Origin of the sequence: Rhizobium sp. BK538 (assembly GCF_014197575.1) — a bacterium.
GTDB lineage: Bacteria > Pseudomonadota > Alphaproteobacteria > Rhizobiales > Rhizobiaceae > Rhizobium.
This window is the reverse complement of sequence record NZ_JACIFT010000011.1, coordinates 116,085-138,965: the sequence shown is the minus strand read 5'-3', so window position 1 is coordinate 138,965 and position 22,881 is coordinate 116,085. Positions and strand designations below refer to the sequence as shown.

General features: G+C 59.7%; 21 protein-coding genes and 1 other RNA gene. 8 read left to right on the top strand and 14 right to left on the bottom strand.

What is annotated here, in order from left to right:
- Positions 1-5: 5 nt before the first annotated feature.
- From FHX09_RS15500 to mraZ, 6 genes are all read right to left on the bottom strand, one after another.
- The gene (locus FHX09_RS15500; RefSeq protein WP_132590719.1) at positions 6-1,439 is read right to left on the bottom strand and encodes a UDP-N-acetylmuramoylalanyl-D-glutamyl-2,6-diaminopimelate--D-alanyl-D-alanine ligase; all 1,434 of its coding nucleotides are present in this window, start codon (positions 1,437-1,439) and stop codon (positions 6-8) included.
- Positions 1,436-2,896: a UDP-N-acetylmuramoyl-L-alanyl-D-glutamate--2,6-diaminopimelate ligase gene (locus FHX09_RS15495; protein WP_183720449.1), complete on the bottom strand. Its 1,461-nt coding sequence runs from the start codon at positions 2,894-2,896 to the stop codon at positions 1,436-1,438. Before FHX09_RS15495 ends, FHX09_RS15500 begins: the two co-directional genes overlap by 4 nt.
- 67 nt (positions 2,897-2,963) lie before the next feature.
- Positions 2,964-4,706, bottom strand: a complete 1,743-nt coding sequence (locus tag FHX09_RS15490) for a penicillin-binding protein 2 (protein WP_183720452.1) — start codon at positions 4,704-4,706, stop codon at positions 2,964-2,966.
- 2 nt (positions 4,707-4,708) lie between these two features.
- Positions 4,709-5,113 (bottom strand): hypothetical protein, encoded by a 405-nt coding sequence (locus tag FHX09_RS15485; protein WP_132590715.1) that lies wholly within the window; start codon positions 5,111-5,113, stop codon positions 4,709-4,711.
- 1 nt (position 5,114) lies between these two features.
- On the bottom strand, positions 5,115-6,140 hold the full coding sequence (gene rsmH / locus FHX09_RS15480) for a 16S rRNA (cytosine(1402)-N(4))-methyltransferase RsmH (RefSeq protein WP_183720455.1): 1,026 nt from the start codon (positions 6,138-6,140) through the stop codon (positions 5,115-5,117).
- 17 nt (positions 6,141-6,157) lie between these two features.
- Positions 6,158-6,595, bottom strand: a complete 438-nt coding sequence (gene mraZ / locus FHX09_RS15475; protein ID WP_088692059.1) for a division/cell wall cluster transcriptional repressor MraZ — start codon at positions 6,593-6,595, stop codon at positions 6,158-6,160.
- Between the two features lie 578 nt (positions 6,596-7,173).
- Between mraZ and FHX09_RS15470 the strand changes: the two genes are divergently transcribed.
- A complete protein-coding gene (locus FHX09_RS15470) occupies positions 7,174-7,368 on the top strand; it encodes a hypothetical protein (protein ID WP_016554526.1) in 195 nt (64 codons plus the stop codon).
- Positions 7,369-7,402: 34 nt separating this feature from the next.
- Here the strand turns inward: FHX09_RS15470 and rnpB are convergent.
- The 5 genes from rnpB to FHX09_RS15445 all read right to left on the bottom strand — a co-directional run bounded on the left by rnpB (position 7,403) and on the right by FHX09_RS15445 (position 11,436).
- Positions 7,403-7,798, bottom strand: an RNA gene (gene rnpB, locus FHX09_RS15465) — RNase P RNA component class A.
- 103 nt (positions 7,799-7,901) lie between these two features.
- On the bottom strand, positions 7,902-9,089 hold the full coding sequence (locus FHX09_RS15460) for an FAD-dependent oxidoreductase (protein ID WP_132590709.1): 1,188 nt from the start codon (positions 9,087-9,089) through the stop codon (positions 7,902-7,904).
- Between the two features lie 99 nt (positions 9,090-9,188).
- A complete protein-coding gene (locus tag FHX09_RS15455; RefSeq protein ID WP_132590707.1) occupies positions 9,189-9,707 on the bottom strand; it encodes a lytic transglycosylase domain-containing protein in 519 nt (172 codons plus the stop codon).
- Positions 9,708-9,967: 260 nt separating this feature from the next.
- Entirely contained in the window at positions 9,968-10,732 is a 765-nt protein-coding gene (locus tag FHX09_RS15450; protein ID WP_132590705.1) for an N-acetylmuramoyl-L-alanine amidase, read from the bottom strand.
- Positions 10,729-11,436, bottom strand: a complete 708-nt coding sequence (locus FHX09_RS15445; protein WP_007802334.1) for a DnaJ family molecular chaperone — start codon at positions 11,434-11,436, stop codon at positions 10,729-10,731. Before FHX09_RS15445 ends, FHX09_RS15450 begins: the two co-directional genes overlap by 4 nt.
- Before the next feature lie 343 nt (positions 11,437-11,779).
- On the opposite strand from FHX09_RS15445, the gene FHX09_RS15440 reads away from it, so the two are divergent.
- The 3 genes from FHX09_RS15440 (at position 11,780) to FHX09_RS15430 (ending at position 14,735) form a co-directional block, all read left to right on the top strand.
- Entirely contained in the window at positions 11,780-12,991 is a 1,212-nt protein-coding gene (locus tag FHX09_RS15440; protein ID WP_132590703.1) for a pyrophosphate--fructose-6-phosphate 1-phosphotransferase, read from the top strand.
- A 58-nt stretch (positions 12,992-13,049) separates the two neighbouring features.
- The gene (locus FHX09_RS15435; RefSeq protein ID WP_132590701.1) at positions 13,050-13,685 is read left to right on the top strand and encodes a LysE family translocator; all 636 of its coding nucleotides are present in this window, start codon (positions 13,050-13,052) and stop codon (positions 13,683-13,685) included.
- Positions 13,686-13,799: 114 nt separating this feature from the next.
- Positions 13,800-14,735 carry a lytic transglycosylase domain-containing protein gene (locus tag FHX09_RS15430; protein ID WP_132590699.1) on the top strand — a complete coding sequence of 312 codons (936 nt, stop codon included), beginning with the start codon at positions 13,800-13,802 and terminating at the stop codon, positions 14,733-14,735.
- On the opposite strand, the gene FHX09_RS15425 is transcribed toward FHX09_RS15430, so the two are convergent.
- Positions 14,729-16,114, bottom strand: coding sequence for a serine hydrolase (locus tag FHX09_RS15425; protein WP_183720461.1), 1,386 nt, complete (start codon positions 16,112-16,114; stop codon positions 14,729-14,731). The genes FHX09_RS15430 and FHX09_RS15425 overlap by 7 nt on opposite strands.
- 171 nt (positions 16,115-16,285) lie before the next feature.
- Here FHX09_RS15425 and FHX09_RS15420 point away from each other — a divergent pair, with 171 nt between their 5' ends.
- The 4 genes from FHX09_RS15420 to FHX09_RS15405 all read left to right on the top strand — a co-directional run bounded on the left by FHX09_RS15420 (position 16,286) and on the right by FHX09_RS15405 (position 20,442).
- A complete protein-coding gene (locus tag FHX09_RS15420; protein WP_007802342.1) occupies positions 16,286-17,530 on the top strand; it encodes a DUF3419 family protein in 1,245 nt (414 codons plus the stop codon).
- 50 nt (positions 17,531-17,580) lie between these two features.
- The gene (locus FHX09_RS15415) at positions 17,581-18,198 is read left to right on the top strand and encodes a class I SAM-dependent methyltransferase (protein WP_165933115.1); all 618 of its coding nucleotides are present in this window, start codon (positions 17,581-17,583) and stop codon (positions 18,196-18,198) included.
- A gap of 131 nt (positions 18,199-18,329) precedes the next feature.
- Positions 18,330-19,127: a GH25 family lysozyme gene (locus FHX09_RS15410; RefSeq protein ID WP_007802347.1), complete on the top strand. Its 798-nt coding sequence runs from the start codon at positions 18,330-18,332 to the stop codon at positions 19,125-19,127.
- An 82-nt stretch (positions 19,128-19,209) separates the two neighbouring features.
- A complete protein-coding gene (locus FHX09_RS15405; RefSeq protein ID WP_183720467.1) occupies positions 19,210-20,442 on the top strand; it encodes a lytic murein transglycosylase in 1,233 nt (410 codons plus the stop codon).
- A gap of 508 nt (positions 20,443-20,950) precedes the next feature.
- Here the strand turns inward: FHX09_RS15405 and metF are convergent.
- Positions 20,951-21,850 (bottom strand): methylenetetrahydrofolate reductase [NAD(P)H], encoded by a 900-nt coding sequence (gene metF, locus FHX09_RS15400; RefSeq protein ID WP_007802352.1) that lies wholly within the window; start codon positions 21,848-21,850, stop codon positions 20,951-20,953.
- Between the two features lie 4 nt (positions 21,851-21,854).
- A complete protein-coding gene (locus FHX09_RS15395) occupies positions 21,855-22,877 on the bottom strand; it encodes a metalloregulator ArsR/SmtB family transcription factor (RefSeq protein WP_132590689.1) in 1,023 nt (340 codons plus the stop codon).
- Between the last annotated feature and the right edge of the window lie 4 nt (positions 22,878-22,881).

Here is a 22,881-nt window from a genome sequence, read left to right as displayed (position 1 = left end):
CCCGCTCAAAAATCGCGTTGCGTGTCGGCAAATGGCGGGAATTTGTCAAGGAGCGCGGCGACGATCTTGCCGAAACCGATGCCCAGTGACGATTTTACCATCAGCACGTCGCCAGCCGCGACAGCGTTTAATACATGTTCTGCGAGTTCTTCGGTCTTCTCGTGGTGGACGACCTGGACGCTCTCGGGGAGCGATTCCTTCAGCGCAACCATTTCAGGGCCGGCAAGCCAGACGTGCTCAATACCGGCAGCGAGCAATGGCCCCGCCAGATCCGAATGGACTTTCTGCGCGTAGTCGCCCATCTCCAGCATGTCGCCAAGCACGGCGACGCGGCGTCCCGTGCCCGTCGGCACGGAACTCGCAAGCACAGCGATTGCCGCTCGCATCGAAGCAGGATTGGCGTTGTAGCTCTCGTCGACAACTGTGAAGGAGCTGCGCTCGATCGCCAACCGATGACGACGACCCCTGCCCTTTTCCGGCTGGAGCGTCGCAAGGGCGCCGATCGCCTGCTGCATATCAGCCCCGACGATCTTCACAACGCCGAGGGCGGCCAACGCATTCTCGGCGATGTGCCGGCCCGGTGCACCGATCGCAACTTCCTTCGTCTCGCCGTCAATGGTGATCCACAACGTCGAACTCTGATCGGCGCCGTTGAACTCCGCCAGGCGAAAATCGGCTTTCGCATGCTGACCGAACGAATGGATGTGCTGGATGCCCCAAGCCTGCGCCGTGCGCTCCAGGAAGTTGAACTGATCGTTGTCTCTGTTAAGCACGACCTGCCCGCCCGGAACCACACCTTCGAAAATCTCGGCCTTCGCCGTTGCGATCTCGCGAATGCTCTTGAAATTGCCTAGGTGAGCCGGTGCAATCGTCGTGATCACGGCGACATGCGGTTTGATCATCTTGACCAGCGGACGGATCTCGTCCGGATGGTTCATGCCAACTTCAAAAACGCCGAAATAGGTATCGAGCGGCATCCGGGCGAGCGTCAAAGGTACGCCCCAGTGATTGTTGAAAGAGGCCACGGAAGCATGCACCTTGCCCGATGGAGCCAAGACTCGCCGCAGCATCTCCTTGGTGGTCGTCTTGCCAACCGAACCGGTGACAGCAACGATTTGGGCGCGCGAACGGGCGCGCGCGGCAATAGCGAGCTTGCCAAGTGCCGCCAACACGTCCTCGACAACGATCACCGGAACGGTGAGCCGCCCCATGGCTGGAAGGCGTGCTTCGCTGACGACGAGAAGAGCAGCCCCGTTTGCCATCGCCATCGACGCAAAGTCGTGGCCGTCAACGCGGTCGCCCTTGATGGCGAAGAATGCTTCGCCGGGCGCAATGGAACGGCTGTCGATGGAAATCCCGGTAATGCCCTCAGGCAAAGTTCCGAACGGCCGCCCTGCCATGGCGGCAATCATGTCTTCCGTCGTCCAAAGCCAGTTCACGGTTTCAGCTCCTCCAAAGCCTTACGCAATTCGGCGTGATCCGAAAACGGCAGGGTGACGCTCCCGATCGTCTGCCCTTCCTCGTGTCCCTTGCCGGCAACGATCAACGTGTCGCCCGACGTCAGCATTTCAACCGCGGTTCGGATCGCCTCGGCGCGGTCGCCGATCTCGGTCGCGCAACCTGCAGCCGCCATGATCTCGGCACGAATAGCCGCCGGCTCTTCTGAGCGCGGATTGTCGTCGGTGACGATCACCACATCGGCCAGACGGCAGGCGATCTCGCCCATAATCGGGCGCTTGCCGCGATCGCGATCGCCGCCGCAGCCGAATACGACGATCACACGGCCAGTCGTAAACGGCCGAACGGATTCCAGAACGTTGGCGAGCGCGTCCGGCTTATGTGCGTAGTCTACATAAGCAAGTGCGCCATCCTTGGTGTGCCCCACCAGCTCAAGCCGACCCGACGCGCCCTGCAGCTTCTCGAGCGCGGCCATGGCGACCTTCGCCGGCACACCCGTCGACATGGCAAGGCCTGCCGCCACGAGCGCGTTGGCCACCTGGAAGTCGCCGGCAAGCGGAATGTTGACCTCAAAGATCTCGCCGTCGGCATGAATTTCAGCCACCTGCTTGTGGCGAAAATGTTCGACGCGCTTCAGAGTCAGGTAATCGCCCTTGCGTCCGACGGTGCGAACACCGTGACCCGCATCGCGAGCCGCCTTGATCGCCTGCTCCGACCAAGCATCGTCGGCAAAGATCACGGCCGGTGCGCCCTTCGGCAGCAGCGTATCGAACAGCCGCATCTTCGCGGCCATGTAGCTTTCGACCGTCGGATGGTAGTCCATGTGATCGCGGCCGAGGTTGGTAAAGGCAGCGGCCGCGAGCTTGACGCCGTCCAGGCGGCCCTGATCGAGCCCGTGGCTGGACGCCTCCATCGAGGCATGCGTGACGCCCTCGTCCGCAAGTTCTGTCAGCAGCTTGTGAAGTGAAACCGGATCAGGCGTCGTTAGCGAGCCGTATTCGTTGCGTGTCGGCGAGACGACGCCGGTGGTGCCGATCATCGCGGCCGCATGCCCAGCATAGGCCCATATCTGCCGGGTGAAGGAGGCAACCGACGTCTTGCCGGCCGTGCCGGTCACGGCCACCATCGTTTCCGGCTGCTTGCCATAGAAGTGAGACGCCGCGATCGACAGGAAGCGGCGCGGATCGTTCACGACAAGAACGGGGATGGAGGCATCGATACCATGGGAGGCAAGCGCTACGACCGCACCACGCGTCGCCGCATCCGCGATAAAGCCCGCGCCGTCCGCCTTCGTCCCGGCGACAGCCACAAACACCATTCCGGGTTCGATCTTGCGGCTATCGGACGAGATGCCAGAAACCGCCAGCGCCCCGATAGCCCCAGCCAATTGATCTTCTAGTTCCGGAAATGCATCTCCGGCGATGTCTCGCAAGTTCATCGAATGTACTTTTCTCTCTCGAGCCGCCGCGCCCCCGTGGCGAATCGGCTTCGACATTCATTCAGTCTCAATAAGACACCAACATGGCCGATCCGTCGTCACCGAACTTGGGTTCCACACCGAGAATTGGCGCTGCGCGGGCAATGATGTTCTTCACCATCGGCGCTGCGGTATACGCGGCGATGTTCTGGCCTTTCTCACCATTGTGCGGCTCATCACAGAAGGTCAGCACGACATACTTCGGGTCATCGATCGGAAACGCCGCCAGGAACGCGTTGAAGTTGAGGTTCGTCGCATAGCGGCCGTTGACCACCTTGTCGGCCGTCCCGGTCTTTCCACCGACGTTGAAGCCGGGAACGTCCGCATTGCGGCCAGACCCCTTGATGCCGTTCAGCTTGAAGAGATAGCGCACATCGTCGCTGGTGCTCTTCTTGACGACCGCTTCAGCAACTTCGTCTGCCTGTTCGCGGTTGCGCGGAAGGAAGGTCGGCTCGATGAGCTTGCCGCCATTGACGAGTGCAGCGCCGGCAACCGCCGTCTGCAGCGGCGTGGTCGAGACCCCGTGGCCGAAGGAAATCGTAATCGAGTTGATTTTCTTCCAAACCTTCGGTTGGCTCGGCATTTTCACTTCTGGCAACTCGGTCTGCATCTTGGTCAAGAGGCCGAGCTTCGTCAGGTAATCTTTCTGAGCATCCATGCCGACGATGTCGATGATGCGGGCGGTACCGACGTTCGACGAATACTGGAAGACTTCAGGCAGCGTCAGCCAACGGCGTTGGCCGTGGAAGTCGTGAATGGTGAAGCCGCCGATGCGGATCGGCTGCGTGGCATCGAAGCTGTCGTTGAGACTGACCTTGCCGGTGTCGAGTGCCATGGCGAGGGAGAAGGTCTTGAAGGTCGACCCCATCTCGAACGTGCCGTTCGACATGCGGTTGAGCCAACCCTCCTTGGCGCCTTCCAGCGGATTGTTGGGATCGAAATCCGGCGCCGATGCCATCCCAAGCACCTCCCCGGTATGAATATCGAGGATCACGGCGCCCGCACCCTTTGCCTCGTAGTTCTTAACTGCGTTGACGACGACATCGCGCACGATGTTCTGGACACGAACGTCGATGGACAGACGCACAGGTTCAAGTGGCTGATCGCTTGTCATACCGACTGAAGCAAGGTCGGCAAGACCCTGATCGTCAATGTATTTCTCCATGCCGGCAACGCCGCGGTTATCGATGTTGACGTAACCGAGGATGTGCGCTGCGGTTGGGCCACCCGGATAGAAGCGACGCTTCTCTGGCCGGAAGCCGATGCCGGGAATGCCGAGCGCGAGGATCTGGCTCTGCTGCTTCGGCGTCAGCTGGCGACGGAGCCAGGCAAAGTGGGATGTGCGGTTCGCGAGCTTCTTATAGGTTCCCTTCATGTCAAGGTCGGGCAGAACTGTGGCAAGTTTCTCGACCGCCTCGTCGGCATCGACGACCTTATTCGGTTCGGCAAAGAGCGAGACAGTGCGGATATCGGTCGCCAGCACTTCGCCGTTTCTATCCAGAATATCAGGGCGCGACGCCATCAGACGATCCGGCGGCAAAATGCTGGACACGACCTCCGGGTCGCGGACCGCGTATTCAACGAGACGCCCGCAGATCACGCAATAGACCCCGAGGAAACCGACGATCAGCAGACCGACACGGCTCTTGGCCTGCCCCGCCCTCTTCTTTCGCGATCCCTCGATCGGCATGTTGCCACCGAAGCGGTTGTGTGTGCCTGCCGAAAAATGCGCCTGGCTCTTCAAGACCATGATGCGTGAAAGAAAGGACATCTCTACTCCACCGATCCGGTTGCCATCAGGTCTTCTTCTTCGGGTTGCGGCACCGCTGCCTTAGGCTTTGCCTTGCCAGAACCAGCCTTCGCTTCGGTAACGTCGGGAACAGGAACCTGCGACTTCAACATCGGCAGCTCCTTGGCATGAACCAGCGACGTTGAAGCCGTTGGCTGCAACTGAAGCTCGCCATTGTAGTTGTTGACGAGACGCTCGAGTCTGTTCGGCTGGGAGAGCAAAGCCCAATCGGCCTTTAATAGATCGATCGTGTCCTTCTCGAGCTTGATCTCCGCTTCGAGGCGGTGAACCTCCTCAAGCTTGAGTTCGGCATGGTGCTTGATCGTGTAGGTGACAGCCGCCGCTGCTGTCATGACACCGACCAGGATGAGGTCCAAGGTTCTCAGCATATCAGGCTCCGAGCTTTCCGAGACTCGCCAGATTCGGCAATCCGAAGATGGAAACATCTGCCGCTTCGGCAGGTGCTGCAGTGCGCAGCCCCGCACGTAGCTTGGCCGAGCGCGCCCGCGGGTTTGCTTGCGCCTCCGCTTCGGTCGCAGCAACCATTGGCTTACCGATCCGCTCGAAGGTCGCCGCACGCTCGTGCGCAACGGGCAGGTGACGAGAGCCCGAAGCCTTGCCGGCGCGATCGGAGAAAAACGTCTTGACGATCCGGTCTTCAAGCGAATGAAAGGTGACGACAACGAGGCGTCCACCGGGCTTCAGGACACGCTCCGCGGCAAACAGCGCCTGCGCCAGTTCGCCGAGCTCATCGTTGACGAAAATGCGCAGCGCCTGAAAGACGCGCGTCGCCGGATGAATCTTGTCCTTCATCTTCCGCGGCGTGACGAGCTCGATCAGCCCGGCCAGATCACGCGTGGTCTCGAAGGGCTTATCGGCCCGCCGCTTTTCAATCGCATGCGCGATGCGCGGCGACTGGCTTTCCTCTCCGAGAAAATGAAAGATGCGGATCAGATCGGCCACCTTGGCGCGATTAACCACGTCAGCCGCGGAAACGCCTGCAGCCGACATGCGCATATCCAGAGGACCACTCTTTTGAAACGAGAAGCCACGCTCGGCCTCATCGATCTGCATTGACGAAACGCCGATGTCGAGCACGACCCCGTCGAGCCCGTCGTGGGGAGCACACTCGGCCAATTGAGAAAATTGAGAATGAACGAGCGTCAAACGACCCTGGCTGCTTGCCACAAGGGCCTGGCCGGCTTCGATCGCGGTCGGGTCCCGATCCAGGGCGATCACGTTTGCACCAGCGCCCAGAATGGCAGACGTGTAGCCGCCCGCACCGAATGTGCCATCCAAAATGAGCTTGCCGGGCAAAGGATCGAGCGCCGCAAGCACTTCGTTGAGAAGAACCGGAAGGTGGCGAACCGGTCCGCCACCGGCATCAGTTGAATCTCCGCCAGGATTCGCCGCCATTCCGTTCCCTCGTATTGTCAGGAACGCCCGCCCGCCAGCCGACGCCCTCCTCGTGCCTGCATCTGGGCAGCCTGAAATGCCTGCGGCTGCCACAGCTGAAAATGATCCGCCCGACCGACGAAGGTCACTTCGTCCGAGATGCCGGTGAAGTCGCGGATGAAATCCGTGACCATCAGCCGACCTTCCGCATCGAGCTTCATGAAGATACCGCCCCCGTGGATGAGAAGCGACATCTCGTTCGCGTCCGGCGAAAACGGATCTTCCGCAGAAATCTGACGCTCGAACCTCTCCAGGAGGTCCGGACCGCCGACACTGATCGCCGGAAACACAAAGTCCTGGAAGCAATAGAGCTCCTGAACATTGCGCTGCGCCAGCACGGATCGAAACGCCGCCGGCACGGAAACCCTGCCTTTGGAATCGATTCTGTTGGTCGCATTTGAAAGGAAGCGGCTCATGACACGAAACATCCGTTCCCGAAAGAGCCCGGACTGAACTCACAAGCCCGGAACCTCGAAATTCAGGCATAGCTTCGCGAGCCAAACGGGCGTGATCCCATCCGGCGCCTCCATCGAGGAAGACACCTTGGCTTTGCGATTGAGGGGCACCTACTTGCCCTTGCGCAGTGCATAACTGGGATAACATGGGACCATATGGGCGTCAATGGGAAACGCCCGTCTCACGATGAGCGCAGTATCGAAAATTTATAAGCTGTTAAGTTTAACAAAGGGTTAGGATTGCCCTTACCGATGCCAAGCGGGCGTGTTGCGAGCACGCCCTCGAAGGCGGCACATGTTTCAAATCGGCACAGCCAAATATGCGATTTCAAACAGAGGCTTAAGACTCCCTCTTCAAGAGTGGGAGGCGCCAGTCCGAGCGCCCCCATGAAGAGGTAGGCGACCGCTATTTCCTTCGAAGTAGGGATCAAGCCGTTCGGATATTGCCATGTGCAAAATAATAAAGAGCCGGAGAATTGAATTAGTTCTGCGCCGCCGCATATTATCGAGGGCTAAATAAGTAACAGTGGAGTAACGCCATGACAAACTTCACACTAAAGGGGCTTCTGTACGGGCGCTTTGAGCCGGAAAAGCGTATTCCGCTCTCGCAGTCGGGCATGACAACCGACATCCAGTGCGATTCCTGCGGGAAGATATTCAAGCGCTGGTCCATTCTTGCGCGCAGCAGCACCACCTGCGAAGAATGTCTGGCGAAGGCGCCGACCGCCCACTGACGGCAATGCCGGAACCCTCATTTCGCAAAGGGAATTCGCCAGTTGGCCTGTAAGCCGGGTTCTGTATGGCCCCGGCCGAAGCCGGAACGTGGCAGCCATTCCTCTGGGACAACGTTCGCACGCTGCCTCACGCAACCCACCCGGATGACTGACCTGGAAACCGGCCGAAAGGCTTTCGCCTCCCACGTCATCCCTATTCGGTCTTGCTCCCGGTGGGGTTTACCTTGCCATCGCCGTTACCGGAAATGCGGTGGGCTCTTACCCCACCCTTTCACCCTTACCTGCCGTGCAGGCGGTTTGCTTTCTGTGGCACTTTCCCTGAGGTCGCCCTCGCCGGACGTTATCCGGCACCGTGTTTCCGTGGAGCCCGGACTTTCCTCACCCTACCGCCTTTCGGCATTTGGTAAAGCGCGGCTGCCCGGCCAACTGGCACGGTTCCCTTAGCGGAGACTTGGCGTGAATTCCACTGAAATGTCCGCAACGAGGAAGCAATACCACCACAATTGCCTGACGCGCCGCCGAAATGCGCTTGCCTACCGGAAGACGGGCGTCAACTCCTGGCCGAAGTCCTCGGCACAGAGCCAGCCCTGCGTCATGACGACCGCACCCAGCCGGCCAAGTTCGTCCGATGACTTAGCCGCGACGAAATTGCCGCCGGAGAGAACGGCGATGCGCGGCGAATCCGTGTATCCCACATAAGGATAGGCTGTTGCCGTGAAGGTCGCCACGCAAGGCGCCGAGGTTGTCGGACACCCGGCCAGCGCCGGCATCAGTTGAAGGGCCGTGGATACCAGAAGGTCGCGCTCCACCAGATCGCCGTCCGAGCGAAACCAGGCTCCGACGTCCTCCAGCGTGTCGAATGAGCGTGTTTCCAGATCGCCGCCGAGCTTGAGATAGGTCTTGCCGTCGGGATAGCGCACCGGTGGGAGGATATAGACATGGTCCTCGTCGCGGTCACCAAAGACGATCGTCGAAGGCATTTCGGACAAGACCGTCATTTCCCGCTCACCAAGCTCGAAGAAGGCGACAGTGCGCGCCGCAAGGCGAACATCGGTGGCAGCCGGCAGAAGATCGTTGAAATTGCTAAACCCGCCGGCGGCGACCAGCACACGTTCGGCGGTGTAGTGCATGCCATCCGTATGGACCTCTACGAACGTGCCCTCATCGCGAACCGAGGCAACGGTTGCATCGATGACCGTCACACCCGCCTGCCCAGAAAGCTTGGTCTGAGCCCGAACCAAAGCGCGCGGATTGATATGGCCGGCACGCCGCGCTTCGAAATAGCCGTTGAACGAAGGATTGAGGTCAAACTGAGGAAAGCGCGCTTGCAGCGCCGCAGACGTCAACATTTCAACGTCGAGATCAAGCGCTTCGCTTACCTGCAGCGCCCGCCCAAGGAATCCCTGGCCCGGTCGGGCGGGCGGTCCGGCAAACAGACAACCCACTTCCGAGAAAAAGGAAATGCCGCTTTTCGCTTCGATTTCCCTATAGCGATCGAGCGAGCGCGCCGCCAACGTCGCCCAAACCATATTGTCGTCGAAGCACCGCGTGATGCGGGCCTCGTCGTAATGACTGGCAAAAACGCCATGATGGCTCTTGCGCTCGGCCGGCTCACCGGGGCCGATGAGCGCAACGCCCTCGATCATCCCGGAAAGGTGACGGGCTGCAGCCGCGCCCATCATTCCGCTTCCGACGATGATCACCTTGAAATCAACTGCCACATGTCACCTCATTTCAGAGGTCAGATAACACAGGCGTCATGTTGAACCATATCGTTAAGTGCCTGACCGAAGTGATTCTCGACCAAGCAGTTCAGATGATCAATCGAGCATCGCCAGGACTTTGCCGCAATAAGCCTTCGAGACTGGGTTCATGCGGGTTGCGCCGTGGCCGGCATTGTACTTCAGGATCGTGTCGCAGGTTTCGCCACCGCCGAGCTCATGCGCTGCAGCCAGGTATTTCATGCCAAATTTGATGTTCGTCTCCGGATCGAACAATCCTTTACTCGTCCCCGAATAACCCATCATCCTTGCAGTCGCCGGCTTGATTTGCATGAGACCTATTTCACCCGCGCTACCGCGTGCATTCGGATTGAAATTGCTCTCTACGCGCACGACCGCATGAGCAAGCTCGACGGGCACATCGTACTGGTTTGCATATTTGACAATGAGAGCGGAATACTTGTTGGCGGTGAAGTCCGGCATCGCATAGCCGCTGGTCCGGTCAACAGTCTTCAAAGGAACTGTCTGAGATCTTGCACCCCATTCGCCCGCAAAGGCGCAATTGATACCCATCAACAGTGCGCTCGCGCACACTGCAGCAGAAATAATCTTCTTCATACAGTCTAATTACTCCGACCCAAAGAATTTCCGGATCGAAATTCTAATAACAATCCGGCCATATGCAGCAGATATACATTAGATGTTCTGCAGCAATTCTTTTTGTTTCAATTGACAACCGCCTGAAACCCCTAAACAAACCAGGCGGCACCGTTCGACGATGGCGTTAGACCATCGCAATGAGGAGATAATAGGGAAATCATGTGGCGGCGCAGCAGACACCCGAATTCTTCGGAGTCGGAGCCGCTTAAAAGTACGACTTATGAGGAGTAGCGCGGAAGCGACGCCAGCAGACGGTGTAGCGTGTCTATCGTCGAAAAATCCGCAATTCCGTCGATCCGCGCAGGCCGAAAGTGGCGTTGGAAGGCCTCCACATCGCCCGCCGTCTTATCGGAGAATTCGCCTGTGATTTCCGTCGCATAACCGTAAAGCGAGAGCATCGACTGCAAGGCCTCGACCGGCTGGCCGTGGTCTCCGCGTTGGAAAAATCTTCCACCTGCGATCGGAGCAGGCTCGACCCAGTGCCCGACACCAGCTCTGTGAAGGCCTGCCCAGGGAAATTTTTCCCCCGGATCAACCTTCCTAATCGGTGCAACATCGGAGTGTCCAAGCACCCGTTCGGGGGCAATGGACCAACGTTGGCCGCAATCGCGACACAATTCAATGACTGCCTGAATTTGTTCTTTCGGATACTCGGGAAGACCGCCGGGGTGCCCCGCATTGGCGATCTCGATCCCGATCGACACAGAGTTGATATCGGTCTCGCCCTGCCAGTAACTTTTGCCGGCGTGCCAGGCGCGGCGCTCCTCAGGCACGAGCTGAAGAACCTCGCCGTCTTCACCTACGAAGTAGTGACTCGAGACCTGGCTCTCGTCACGACAGAGCCACTCCAACGCTCCATCCGGCGTTGGCATGCCCGTATAGTGCAGAAGTATCATATCAGGCTTGCGCCCGCCCGCACGCTCCCCGTGATTGGGCGAGGGACGAACAAGGGCTTTCCGGTAGTCGGCCTCGAACGAGGTCATGCTGCGCGGCGTTCCTTTTCGATCGCCTCGTAGGCTGCATTCAGAGCAGCCATCCGCTCATTGGCAATGGCATGGAACTCGGCTGGTACGCCACGGGAAATCAGCCGATCCGGATGATGTTCACTGACAAGGCCATGATAGCGACGGCGAATCGTCGTGAAGTCATCGGAGGGCGACACGCCGAGCACCTTGTATGGGTCGCGACCCATGGAGACATGGCGCGCTGCGATCCGTTCGAAATGCTCTTCATTCATATGGAAGATCTCGCCGACATGCCGCAGGAAGGCCAACTCCTTCTCGTGGACGAGCCCGTCCGCCTTGGCGATGTGGAAGAGACCGTCCAGCACCTCTTCCAGCACCGGGCAATTGGCTGCACAAGTCACGCACAAAGATGAAAGGCGCTCTGCATAGGCCTCATAGCCGGCAACGTCCTGACGCGCCATATTATAGAGGCGTGCAACATTCTTCGCCTGCTCGGGCGGGAATTCGAAGATCTCACGGAAGGCATCGACCTCCCTCTCACTGACGATTCCATCCGCCTTGGCCATCTTCGCCGACAAAGCGATGATCGCGACCGAGAAGGCGACCTTGCGGCGCGTCTCGGGATCACCCTCGAAAACTGTCCGGATAGCCTCGACCACCGCCGAAAGGACGTTGCCCGCGGTGTTGCCAATGGCATTCAGCAGTTTTTCCCAGAAGGACATAAAAGTCTCTCGCAGTGCAAATAGATGAAACACCTTGACCAAATAATGCCTGCCTTTGCAAGGCGGCGATTGGTCGTAGGATGGAATAGACCTTTCACAATTCGTTCATGGTCGCAGCGCGAAGTGGGTCCCAACTGCTGCCAGTGAGTGACGATCGCGCTTTCCACAGCCTTCTGAAGCGCCATCTCGAGCTTGAAACGATTATATCACCGCTTCCGCCTGTCTTCGCCGTTTGGGGCCTGATTTTCATAATAACTACACTTTACATGCCCCTTTCCCTGTCGCATCCATGCGTTAGGTAAGCAGCACGCAACTGCGCTGATATTGAGACGTTGGAGGGATCATGGCCAAACAGAAAGTCGCAATGCTCACGGCTGGAGGCCTGGCACCGTGTCTGTCGTCGGCGGTCGGCGGACTTATCGAACGCTACAGCGACGTGGCGCCGGACATCGAGCTTGTCGCTTATCGCTCCGGATACCAAGGAGTGCTCCTCGGCGATAGCATAAAGATCACCGCTGACATGCGGGAGAAGGCACCGCTTCTGCATCGTTACGGCGGCTCACCGATCGGCAACAGCCGCGTCAAGCTGACCAACGCAGCCGATTGCGTGAAGCGTGGCCTGGTCAAGGAAGGTGAAAATCCACTGCGCGTGGCGGCCGAGCGCCTCGCCAATGATGGGGTCACGATCCTTCATACGATCGGCGGCGACGACACGAACACCACGGCTGCCGATCTGGCGGCATATCTGGCCGCCAATGGCTACAATCTGACGGTCGTTGGCCTGCCCAAGACGGTCGACAATGACGTCGTCCCCATCCGCCAGTCGCTCGGCGCGTGGACGGCCGCGGAAATTGGCGCGCAGTTCTTCGACAACGTCAGCAACGAACAGACGGCGGCACCGCGCACCCTGATCATCCATGAAGTCATGGGACGCCACTGCGGCTGGCTGACGGCAGCAACTGCCCGGGCCTATCTGCAGCGGACGAAGAATTACGAATATGTCGATGGCTTGATGACGAACGCCAAGATGAAGAGCATCGATGCGGTTTATCTCCCTGAAATGGCGTTCGGCCTCGATGCGGAAGCCGCACGACTGAAAGAAATCATCGACCGCACGGGCCACGCGACGGTATTCGTTTCGGAGGGCGCTTGCCTTGACGCCATCGTCGCGGAACGCGAGGCCGCCGGCGAGACCATCAAGCGCGACGCTTTCGGCCACGTGAAGATTGATACGATCAATGTCGGCGGCTGGTTCCAGAAGCAGTTCGCAGGCCTCATCAATGCCGAGCGCTCGCTCGTGCAGAAATCGGGCTACTTTGCCCGTTCGGCACCTGCCAACAGCGATGACCTCCGTCTCATTCAGAGTATGACCGACCTTGCCGTCGAAAGCGCCCTCAACAAGGTATCGGGTGTTACCGGTCACGACGAAGCGCAGAACGGCAAGTTGCGGACAATCGAGTTCCCGCGCATCAAGGGCGGCAAGGCTTTTGACATCTCCACCAAGTGGTTCGGCGAAGTCATGGACACAATAGGGCAGAAATACCGGACGGCATGATTGACTGAGGCTTGATATGGTGTCTTTGCTTTTACCCTAGGGAATAGGAGGAGATTCCATGTCGCTCGAAGCCTGGCTCGCTTTTGCCGCTGCGTCTGCAATCATGCTGGCCATCCCGGGCCCGACGATTCTCCTCGTCGTTTCCTATGCCCTCGGTCATGGCCGTAAGACGGCGCTTGCAACGGTAACCGGCGTTGCACTCGGCGACTTCACCGCGATGACCGCATCGCTATTCGGATTGGGGGCCCTACTCGCGGCCTCCGCAACCCTGTTCACGGTACTGAAGTGGATCGGCGGCGCCTATCTGATCTGGCTCGGAGTAAAACTCTGGCGTGCACCCGTGATTTCCGAGCCCATGGCAGACAATGACAACCTGCCCGAAAAGAAATCGCTCAAGGTTTTCCTCCACGCCTATGTCGTAACGGCTCTCAACCCGAAGAGCATCGTATTCTTCGTCGCATTCGTTCCGCAGTTCCTCAATCCGGCTCTGCCGTTCTTTGGCCAGATGCTCGTCATGGAAGCTACCTTCCTGGTGCTCGCGACCATCAATGCCTCTATCTATGCGCTGGCCGCAAACGCGGCGCGCGGCCTTATCCGCAAGGCAAGCGTTCAGCGCGCAGTCAACCGTACCGGCGGCACCTTGCTCATTGCTGCAGGCGCCGTAACCGCTGGCTATCGGCGCATCGCCGCGTAAATATTTTCGGCGGGTTGCGGCTAAACAACGAATACGTTAATTGCGGAATCCGGGCTTAAGGTTTTTGGTAACTTCTAAATGCTGCCGGGGCGGCGCATTCACGAAAGTGAGAGTATGGTAGCGATCGGTTTTTCCGGCCTGAAACGCAGTCTCATCGTCTCGACGATGCTCTGCGGCGTTGTTGCCGGATGCACGAGCGTCGAATACACGTCGCAGGCAGAATTGACCGCAGCCCAGACCGTTGTTCCGACGCCGAAGCCGGGCGAAGACGCTACGCTTGCAGCCGTGCCGGCCGGCGAAGGCGCGCCCCAGACGGCGATGATCACCACCGCCGATCCGACAGCAACTGCCCTGGCAGCACCGGCCATGCCGGCAACCGATCCCTCGCAGTTGAGCAGCCAGATCCAGCAGGCCACTGCAACGGGTTATGCGCAGATCCCGCTCACGCCCGAGATGACGGCTATCCAGTCCGTTATACCGACACCGCGACCGGGCACCACTTCTCCGTCGACGCAGCTCGCCTTTGCTGCGACGCCGCAGGCTGGCACTGGTGCGATTGCCGCGCTTTCCGCAATAGATACCATGCCGCATCCGATGATGGACTACGGCTTCGACACCTCAGGTCCGTCCGACCCGCCGACCGCTCCACCCATGTTCAGCGACAGCGACGACGATGGTGCACCGACGGTCGAGAAAAGCGCGATCACCAAAATTATCGACAAGTACTCGAAGCTTTACGAGGTGCCCGCATCCCTGCTTCACCGCGTCGTGCATCGGGAAAGCCGTTACAATTCGAAGGCCTATAACAAGCGTGGCTACTTCGGCCTCATGCAGATCAAGTACAATACGGCTAAGTCGATGGGCTACGACGGCGAGCCCGCCGGCCTGTTTGACGCCGATACCAACATCAAATACGCCGCCAAATACCTTCGCGGCGCCTGGCTAGTCTCCGACAACAGCGAAGACGATGCGATCCGCCTTTATGCCCGTGGCTACTACTACGATGCCAAGCGCAAGGGCATGAACGACGTCGCCCACGGCAACTACTGACCACTGCCGTGCAGCACCGCTAGAATCTCCTTTACCAGGACCTGCGGCTTATAACGGAGCCAGCTCGGCGTCAGCCCGAGCCTGACGACGACAAGCTTCGCGGATGGCACGATCGCAATGCTCTGTCCGTCGTGCCCCTCCATCCAGAAGGTGTCATCGGGAAGACCGGCAATGGTGCTGCTGTCACCCCCCGGCGCGGCAAGCCAGGCCTGCGCCTGCGTATATTTGCCACCCGAGGCCACAGTCGGCGTCCGCATTGCCGCCATGAACTGTTCCGGCAACAGCCTCTGTCCATTCCAGACGCCGTCTTGAAGAAGAAACTGCCCGAAACGGGCCCAGTCCCGCGCAGTGGCGTAGAGATAGGAGCTGCCGGCAAAGGTGCCGCGCGCGTCAACCTCCAGTACGGCACTCGACATGCCGATCGGGTCAAACAGCGCCATCTTGGGATAGGCAAGCGCCGCCTGCATGTTGCCGATCCGATCCATCCATATCTTCGAGATCAAAACCGATGTGCCGCTCGAATAGTTAAAGCGCTGGCCCGGGCTCGCCTCCAAGGGGAGGCTCGCCGGGAGCGCCGTCATATCTGCATCGAGATAGAGCATGCGTGTGACATCGGCGACCGTGCCATAATTCTCGTTGAAGGCCAGGCCGCTCTCCATGCCCAGCAGATCGCTGAGCTTGATTGCTGAATGGTCGCCGCCCTGCCACTGCGGCAGGAGGGCGACGTCATCAAACCCGATCTTGTTGTCCTGCATCAGCCGTCCGACAATCGCCGCATTGACGGTCTTCGTCATCGACCACCCCGTCAGCGGCGTCGTCGGACCGAAGCCGTCACCGTAGCGCTCGGCAATGATACGGCCGTTGCGAACCACGACAACCGCGCGCGCTGCAGGACCGGTCAAGTCGCTGTGCGAGAGCAGTGCGTCGATACGGCTGTCATTGACCGTCGCGACGGCATTACCCTGCGGCCATATCGCATCATTTTGCGGCTCTCGAGCGACCGGACGATCGGGCACTGCGCTCGCGGCCGCTTCAAAATCCCCGTCCGGCACGCTGCTGCAGCCGAGCGCGCCGCGATAAATTGCATAGCCCGGTGCGAAGACCCCGAGGATGCGCGCTGTAACCCGCTTCTCCTGCCTGTCGACAACCACACGCACAAGCCGCAGCAACGGATTTCCGGGCGCCTGAACGTCCTCATAGAGCACCTCTTCAGGATCCCGCCCTGCAAGGAAGACGTTCGAGCAAACGATCTTGGCCGCATAGCCGTCGCCCACCCGCAGCAATTCAGGTGGGCTGACATAGAGCCAAGCCGCGCCCATTGCGACGATCGCGATCAGTAGAAGGGCAAGTGACTTCACGACACGCAGCACAAATCGCATGTACGGTCCTCCATGCCTGCAAGAGAAGCAGGAAAGCCCGCGGCGCGAAAGACCCCAACGCCCGGATGGTTTCTATTAGCTACCGCGGAAAGGCCTGCCCACAGCCTGCGTCATCAAACTGTAGTGACGGCGCGCTAAACGCCCTGAACGCTAAAAGGGTGAAAGACTCATATGACGGAATTTGCACCGGATGCCGGCTTCCGCAAGAACCGGAAACTCAAGGCAGCTCTTCTCCGCCACAATGCCTTCTCCAAGGCGGGCTTTTCGGAACGGCTCTTTGGCCTGCTGTTTTCCGGTTTGGTCTATCCGCAAATCTGGGAAGATCCCGACCTCGACATGCTGGCGATGGAGCTTCAGCCGCATCATCGCATCGTGACGATCGGCTCCGGCGGCTGCAACATACTCGCCTATCTCTCCAAAAGCCCGGCGTCGATTGATGTGGTGGACCTTAACCCGCATCACATCGCCCTCAATCGCCTGAAACTCGCGGCGTTCCGTCACCTTCCCGGACACGCCGACCTCGTTCGCTTCCTCGCCACACCGCGCGAAACATCGAACAGCCGCGCCTTCGACCAGTTCCTCGCAGCAAATCTCGACGAGACAACCCGGAACTACTGGAATGGCCGCAAGTTCGGCCGTCGGCGCGTGACGGTTTTCGACCGCAACATCTACGAAACGGGTCTCCTCGGTCGGTTCATCGGTGCAGCCCACCTGCTTGCCCGCCTGCACGGCGTCGACCTGACGGAGATGACCAAGACGCGCTCGCTGCGCGAGCAGCGCCAGTTCTTCGACGAGAAGATCGCGCCGCTCTTTGACAAGCCGGTTGTGCGCTGGATCACCGGCCGCAAGAGCTCGCTGTTTGGCCTCGGCATCCCGCCGCAGCAATACGACGAACTGGCAAGCCTCGCGGCCGACCAGTCCATTGCTCCGGTCCTACGCCACCGTCTTGAGAAGCTCGCCTGTCACTTCCCCATGCAGGAAAACTATTTTGCCTGGCAGGCGTTCGCTCGCCGCTACGCGCCAAGGGGCGAAGGCCCGCTTCCGACCTACCTCGAGCCCGCGAACTACGAGGCGATCCGTGCCAATGTGGATCGCGTCAACGTTCATCACGCAAGCTTCACCGAGCTGCTCGCCGGCGAGCCGGCAGCCTCGCGCGATCGCTATATCCTCCTGGATGCACAGGATTGGATGACGGACCAGCAACTGAATGATCTATGGGCCGAGATCAGTCGCACAGCCCGTGAAGGCGCTCGGGTGATTTTCCGCACCGCGGCCGAAAAGAGCATCATCGAAGGACGCCTGTCGCCTGCGATCCGTGATCAGTGGACCTACATGGAGGAACGCTCGATTGAACTGACGGCGCTCGATCGCTCGGCGATCTATGGCGGCTTCCATATCTACAGGAAGACCGCGTGAGCGGGGTCGACACGAACCCGGTCGCAAAGGACGACGACCACGCCGCCCTGATGGACGGCATGTACCGTTATCAGCGCCACATCTATGACCTGACGCGCAAGTATTACCTGCTCGGTCGCGATCAGACGATCCGCAATCTGAATGTGCCGGCAGGCGGCACCCTTTTGGAGGTCGGTTGCGGAACCGGCCGCAACCTCGCACTTGCCCATAGATATTATCCGCAGGCTAAGCTCTACGGGCTCGATATTTCGGCGGAGATGCTGATCTCCGCGCGCAGGACATTCGATACCAAAGCCACGCTCCCTGATTTCCGCGTCGCGGACGCGACGGCCTTCACGCCGCGCGAGTTCGGCGTCGGCGGCTTCGACCGCATCCTCATTTCCTATGTGCTTTCTATGATTCCCGACTGGGAATGCGCGATCGACTCGGCCGTGGCCGCCCTAGCCCCCGGCGGCGAGTTGCACATCGTCGATTTTGGTCAGCAGGAACGCCTGCCGGGCTGGTTTGCGCGTCTTCTCAAGGCATGGCTGCGAAAATTTCACGTGTCGCCGCGTCCCAATCTGCGGCAGGTTCTTAAGTCTCAAGCCTCTGAAAACCAAGGACGACTGACGTTCGAGACCATCGGCGGCGGCTATGCCTGGCGGGCTGTCATTGTGACCAAACCTTGACATTTCGCTTGAAACTAACCGAATTTTTACGTTGATATGGGAAATAGAGGGGACATTCCTCTGCTGGACGCGTTTATCACGAAGGTCGAGCTGTGGGGCAAAAATTCCATTCGTTTCGCGACGGAACATCTATGCGCCGGCTTCTGTTTTGCGTTTTGCCGTTGGCTGTCATGCTCGCCGGGTGCACGTCATCGGGCTATGACTATCTCGAAACAGCGTCCGTAAAGCCGAAGACGCGCTTCAAGGACACCGATCCTCAGGACTTCGGAACAAAGCATCCGGAGAAGCAGCCAGTTCACGGCATCGACGTCTCGAAGTGGCAAGGCGATATCGACTGGCAGACGGTCAGGAACTCCGGCGTCGCTTTCGCATTCATCAAGGCGACCGAGGGCAAGGACCGCGTCGATTCGCGCTTCAATGAGTACTGGCAGCGCGCCCGCGCCGTGGGCATTCCGCACGCTCCTTATCATTTCTACTATTTCTGCTCGACGCCTGATGAACAGGCCGATTGGTTCATCAGCAACGTGCCGAAAGACTCGATGCGGCTGCCGCCAGTCCTCGATGTCGAATGGAACTCAGAGTCCAAGACATGCCGTTATCGCCCAGATCCAGCCACGGTGCGCGCACAGCTGCAGCGCTTTATGGACCGCCTCGAGGCCTACTACGGCAAGCGTCCGATTATCTACACGTCGGTCGATTTCCACCGTGACAATCTCGTCGGCTACTTCCAGAATTACCACTTCTGGGTCCGCTCCGTCGCCAAACATCCCGAAGTTACCTATGCCGACCGCCGGTGGGCCTTCTGGCAGTACACGTCGACGGGCGTCATCCCTGGTATCAAGGGCCCGACGGACATCAATGTTTTCGCCGGATCGACGCAGAACTGGCACAACTGGGTAGCCGCGGTATCCAAGGACACAAATTCTTAGTAACCTCCCCTCGTCTTTCTTGCTTCCGTCACAATCATCTGGGAAATCGACGGAAATTCCATTGACGACGAGGATCGAAACTATGCACCGCTCGCCCGCAAGCCGCACGGCACTTGCACTCCTTTTTGCTGCCGGTCTTGCCACCGGCGCTGCCGCTCAGACGCCGGCACCGAGTGCACCGGCTTCGCAGGCGGCCGCCCCGGCATGTGATGGTGATCTCGCTGGGTTCTTGGCCGGCGTAAAGGCCGACGCGATTGCAGCAGGCGCATCCGCAGAAGCCGCCGACAAGGCACTTGAAGGCGCACAGATCGACCAGAAGGTCTTGAGCCGCGACCGCGCGCAGGGTGTGTTCAAGCAGACCTTCCTGGAATTCTCACAGCGCACCGTCAGCCAGGCCCGCCTCGATATCGGCCGCCAGAAGATGAAGCAGTATGCGGATGTCTTCGCCCGCGCCGAGCAGGAGTTCGGAGTGCCCGCCGGCGTCATCACGGCCTTCTGGGCCATGGAAACGGATTTCGGCGCTGTGCAGGGCGATTTCAACACCCGCAACGCGCTCGTGACGCTGGCTCATGATTGCCGGCGCCCCGAGTTGTTCCGCCCGCAGCTGATCGCCCTTATTGAAATGGTTCAGCATGGTGATCTCGAGCCGGCAACCAACACAGGTGCCTGGGCCGGCGAGATCGGTCAGGTCCAGATGCTGCCCCGCGATATCGTCGCTTACGGGATGGACGGTGACGGCGACGGCCATGTGCGCCTCAAGCAGAGCGCTCCCGATGCCATTCTGACGGCAGCAAAATTCATCCAGCATCTCGGCTTCCAAAAGGGGCAGCCCTGGATTCAGGAGGTCATACTTCCCGAGAGCCTCCCGTGGGAAAAATCCGGTATTGGCGGCCCTATGACGGCCGGCGATTGGTTTGCCCTTGGTGTCAAGCCGCGTGACGGTAACACGAGCTTCGGCAACCTGCATGCCGACCTGATCCTGCCCCAGGGCCGCCTCGGCCCGACCTTCATCGCTTACCCGAACTTCCAGATCTACCTCGAGTGGAACAAGTCGTTCATCTACACGACCTCGGCCGCTTATTTTGGGACCCGCCTCGCCGGTGCCGAGCCCTATCTCAAGGGCGCGCCCGAACAGGGCCTTTCCAATGATCAGATGAAGGAACTGCAAACGAAGCTCGGAACGCTCGGCCATGACGTCGGCAAGGTCGACGGCATCCTGGGTTCGGGCACGCGCGTTGCCATCCAGAAGGAGCAGCAGCGCCTCGGCATGCCGGCCGACGGCTGGGCAACGCCGACGCTCCTTAACTCCCTCTAATCGCGCATCTTGAGCGCAGGCTTTCGGGCCGGGCTTCACACCCGGCCTTTTCATTTGCGCGGATTATTCCATGGTTTCAGACGCTTCAGGCAAAGCCTTCATCTTGCCGCAAGTGTGAAGGCAGGATCGCCGACTTTAACGGCAGGTTAAAATCTGTGAATATTTTTCTGCGGGAATTTCTTTCGCAATTTCAGTGAATTAGTTGCGGCCCCGCGTCCGCGATGTGACATTTTCGCCGCAGTGCAGTATAAAATCCGCTTTCCAAGCGACACAATCACGACATATTATCGCACCGTTAACGCGAGGAGACAGACATGGGACTTACACAATCCTTGAATGTCCTTTTGGTCAGCGCGGCGTTTGCATTCGTATTGACAATGCTTTTCATCTGAACGTCGTGCCGATTGAACAGTGCCGAGACTCCTGAGTAGCGAAACAGTTCAATGAATCGGAAAAGCGCATCCCACGAGGAGATGCGCTTTTCTTTTTGTCTTCCGACAGGAGCAGCCTATGCGGCGGCACCGGCCTTCTTGGCACCGTCCCGCGTGAAGCCGAGATTGGTCAGCACGGCCGAGACGAGCGGCGCACGATTCATGGTGTACAGGTGAAAGTCGGTGAGCCCGCGACGGGCCAGATCTTCGATCTGTTCGGCTGCAACCTCGGCCGCAACCTTTGCTCTTTCTTCCGGCTTGTCGTCGAAGCCCGCAAAGCGCTCATCCAGAAACGCCGGTATGAGAGTGCCGCAGGCGCCGGCGAAGCGCTTCAGCTGCGTCAGGTTCTGGATCGGCATGATGCCCGGCACAACGGGAATATTGATACCGGCGGCCCGCACTTGCTCCAGATAGCGTTCGAAATTGTCGTTGTCGAAGAAGAATTGCGTCAGTGCCCGGGTCGCGCCGTTGTCCGCCTTCTGCTTCAGCATGTCGATGTCGGCAGCGGTATCGCGGCTCTCCGGATGCTTCTCGGGATAGGCAGAGACCGAAATCTCGAAATCGCCAATCTCGCGCAGTCCGGCAACCAATGCCGCCGCGTTTGCATAGCCGCCGGGATGCGGCTGGTAGGGCGCGCCGACGCCGCCCGGAGCATCGCCGCGAAGCGCTACAAAATGCTTGACGCCAACCTTGCGGAAGGTCTCGATGACGCTGTGCGTTTCATCCTTCGTCGCCCCGACGCAGGTGAGATGCGATGCGGTGGCAAGGGGAGTCTCGGCGAGAAAGCGCGAGACGGTTGCCAGCGTCGGTGCCTTGGTGGTGCCACCGGCGCCGTAGGTTACCGATACGAAGTCGGGATCCCAGTCCTGCAGCTCGCTGACCGTGTTCCACAGCTGACCTTCCATCTCTTCCGACTTCGGCGGAAAGAACTCGAAGGAAATACCGATCTTGCGGCGCGCGGCGCTGTTCAAAGCCATATGATTATCTCCCGGCAAATATGGGTTCGGCGCCTTCGCTCGCTGAGGAGGCTATGAGACGCCGGGGGTCGCGCGCAAGCCAGACGGTGACGGTGAGCCCCTGCCCGCTTTGATGACCCGGATGAAGGTCGACGACCTGCTCGACATCCAGCCCCGCCTTCCGCAGCCAGTCGGATATCGACTGATGCGAGAAGCCGAGGCGAACATGCGCATGCTCGTCACGAAGGTATTCCAGCCCATGCGGCGCCAGATCGATGATGACCAACCGCCCGCCCGGCCGCAGCATACGCGCCGCCTCGGAGATCGCGATCTCGGGCTGATCGAAAAAGTGCAGCACCTGGTGGATCGTGACCACGTCGAAATCCTGCGCCTCGAACGGCAGGTTCAGGATATCGGCTTGACGAACGGATGCCTTGGTGATCCCTGATTTGTCGAGATTGGCACGCGCCACGCTCAGCATATCGCGGCTGGCGTCCACGCCGATCGCCCGGCGATAGAGGCCGGACAGGAGTTCAAGGATGCGACCCGTCCCCGTGCCGAGGTCGAGGAGCGATTCAATCGGCTGGCTGCCGAGCAGCCGAATGACGGCGGCGTCGACCTCTTCATCGGCGGCATGCAGCCGGCGAAGCTCGTCCCACTCGGCGGCGTTGCGGCTGAAATAGGCCTGTGCGCGCTCCGCCCGCTGGCGCTTCACCGCAGCCAGGCGCTCGCTGTCACGCAGGATCACCGGATCATTCTCGGAAGCATGCGCCAACAGGCTGCGGACGAAAAGGACTGCCTTGCCATCCTGACGCAGCCGGAAATAGGCCCAGGCGCCCTCCTGGTAGCGGTCGATGAGATCCGCTTCGCCGAGCAGCTTCAGGTGGCGAGAGATGCGAGGTTGGGACTGGCCGAGGATTTCGGTAAGATCGGTGACCGTCAGGTCTCCTGCCGCGAGCAGGGCCAGCAGGCGTAGACGTGTCGGCTCACCGGCCGCCCTGAGGACGTCCACCAACGCATCCAGTCCGAGTCTGATAGGCTCACCCATATCC

What these genes read in the sequence shown, in the direction of transcription:
- FHX09_RS15495 (WP_183720449.1), bottom strand. Translation starts at nt 2,896, where the DNA reads ATGAACTTGCGAGACATCGCCGGAGATGCATTTCCGGAACTAGAAGAT.
- FHX09_RS15490 (WP_183720452.1), bottom strand. Translation starts at nt 4,706, where the DNA reads ATGTCCTTTCTTTCACGCATCATGGTCTTGAAGAGCCAGGCGCATTTT.
- FHX09_RS15485 (WP_132590715.1), bottom strand. Translation starts at nt 5,113, where the DNA reads ATGCTGAGAACCTTGGACCTCATCCTGGTCGGTGTCATGACAGCAGCG.
- rsmH (WP_183720455.1), bottom strand. Translation starts at nt 6,140, where the DNA reads ATGGCGGCGAATCCTGGCGGAGATTCAACTGATGCCGGTGGCGGACCG.
- mraZ (WP_088692059.1), bottom strand. Translation starts at nt 6,595, where the DNA reads ATGAGCCGCTTCCTTTCAAATGCGACCAACAGAATCGATTCCAAAGGC.
- FHX09_RS15470 (WP_016554526.1), top strand. Translation starts at nt 7,174, where the DNA reads ATGACAAACTTCACACTAAAGGGGCTTCTGTACGGGCGCTTTGAGCCG.
- FHX09_RS15455 (WP_132590707.1), bottom strand. Translation starts at nt 9,707, where the DNA reads ATGAAGAAGATTATTTCTGCTGCAGTGTGCGCGAGCGCACTGTTGATG.
- FHX09_RS15450 (WP_132590705.1), bottom strand. Translation starts at nt 10,732, where the DNA reads ATGACCTCGTTCGAGGCCGACTACCGGAAAGCCCTTGTTCGTCCCTCG.
- FHX09_RS15445 (WP_007802334.1), bottom strand. Translation starts at nt 11,436, where the DNA reads ATGTCCTTCTGGGAAAAACTGCTGAATGCCATTGGCAACACCGCGGGC.
- FHX09_RS15440 (WP_132590703.1), top strand. Translation starts at nt 11,780, where the DNA reads ATGGCCAAACAGAAAGTCGCAATGCTCACGGCTGGAGGCCTGGCACCG.
- FHX09_RS15435 (WP_132590701.1), top strand. Translation starts at nt 13,050, where the DNA reads ATGTCGCTCGAAGCCTGGCTCGCTTTTGCCGCTGCGTCTGCAATCATG.
- FHX09_RS15430 (WP_132590699.1), top strand. Translation starts at nt 13,800, where the DNA reads ATGGTAGCGATCGGTTTTTCCGGCCTGAAACGCAGTCTCATCGTCTCG.
- FHX09_RS15425 (WP_183720461.1), bottom strand. Translation starts at nt 16,114, where the DNA reads ATGCGATTTGTGCTGCGTGTCGTGAAGTCACTTGCCCTTCTACTGATC.
- FHX09_RS15420 (WP_007802342.1), top strand. Translation starts at nt 16,286, where the DNA reads ATGACGGAATTTGCACCGGATGCCGGCTTCCGCAAGAACCGGAAACTC.
- FHX09_RS15415 (WP_165933115.1), top strand. Translation starts at nt 17,581, where the DNA reads ATGGACGGCATGTACCGTTATCAGCGCCACATCTATGACCTGACGCGC.
- FHX09_RS15410 (WP_007802347.1), top strand. Translation starts at nt 18,330, where the DNA reads ATGCGCCGGCTTCTGTTTTGCGTTTTGCCGTTGGCTGTCATGCTCGCC.
- FHX09_RS15405 (WP_183720467.1), top strand. Translation starts at nt 19,210, where the DNA reads ATGCACCGCTCGCCCGCAAGCCGCACGGCACTTGCACTCCTTTTTGCT.
- metF (WP_007802352.1), bottom strand. Translation starts at nt 21,850, where the DNA reads ATGGCTTTGAACAGCGCCGCGCGCCGCAAGATCGGTATTTCCTTCGAG.
- FHX09_RS15395 (WP_132590689.1), bottom strand. Translation starts at nt 22,877, where the DNA reads ATGGGTGAGCCTATCAGACTCGGACTGGATGCGTTGGTGGACGTCCTC.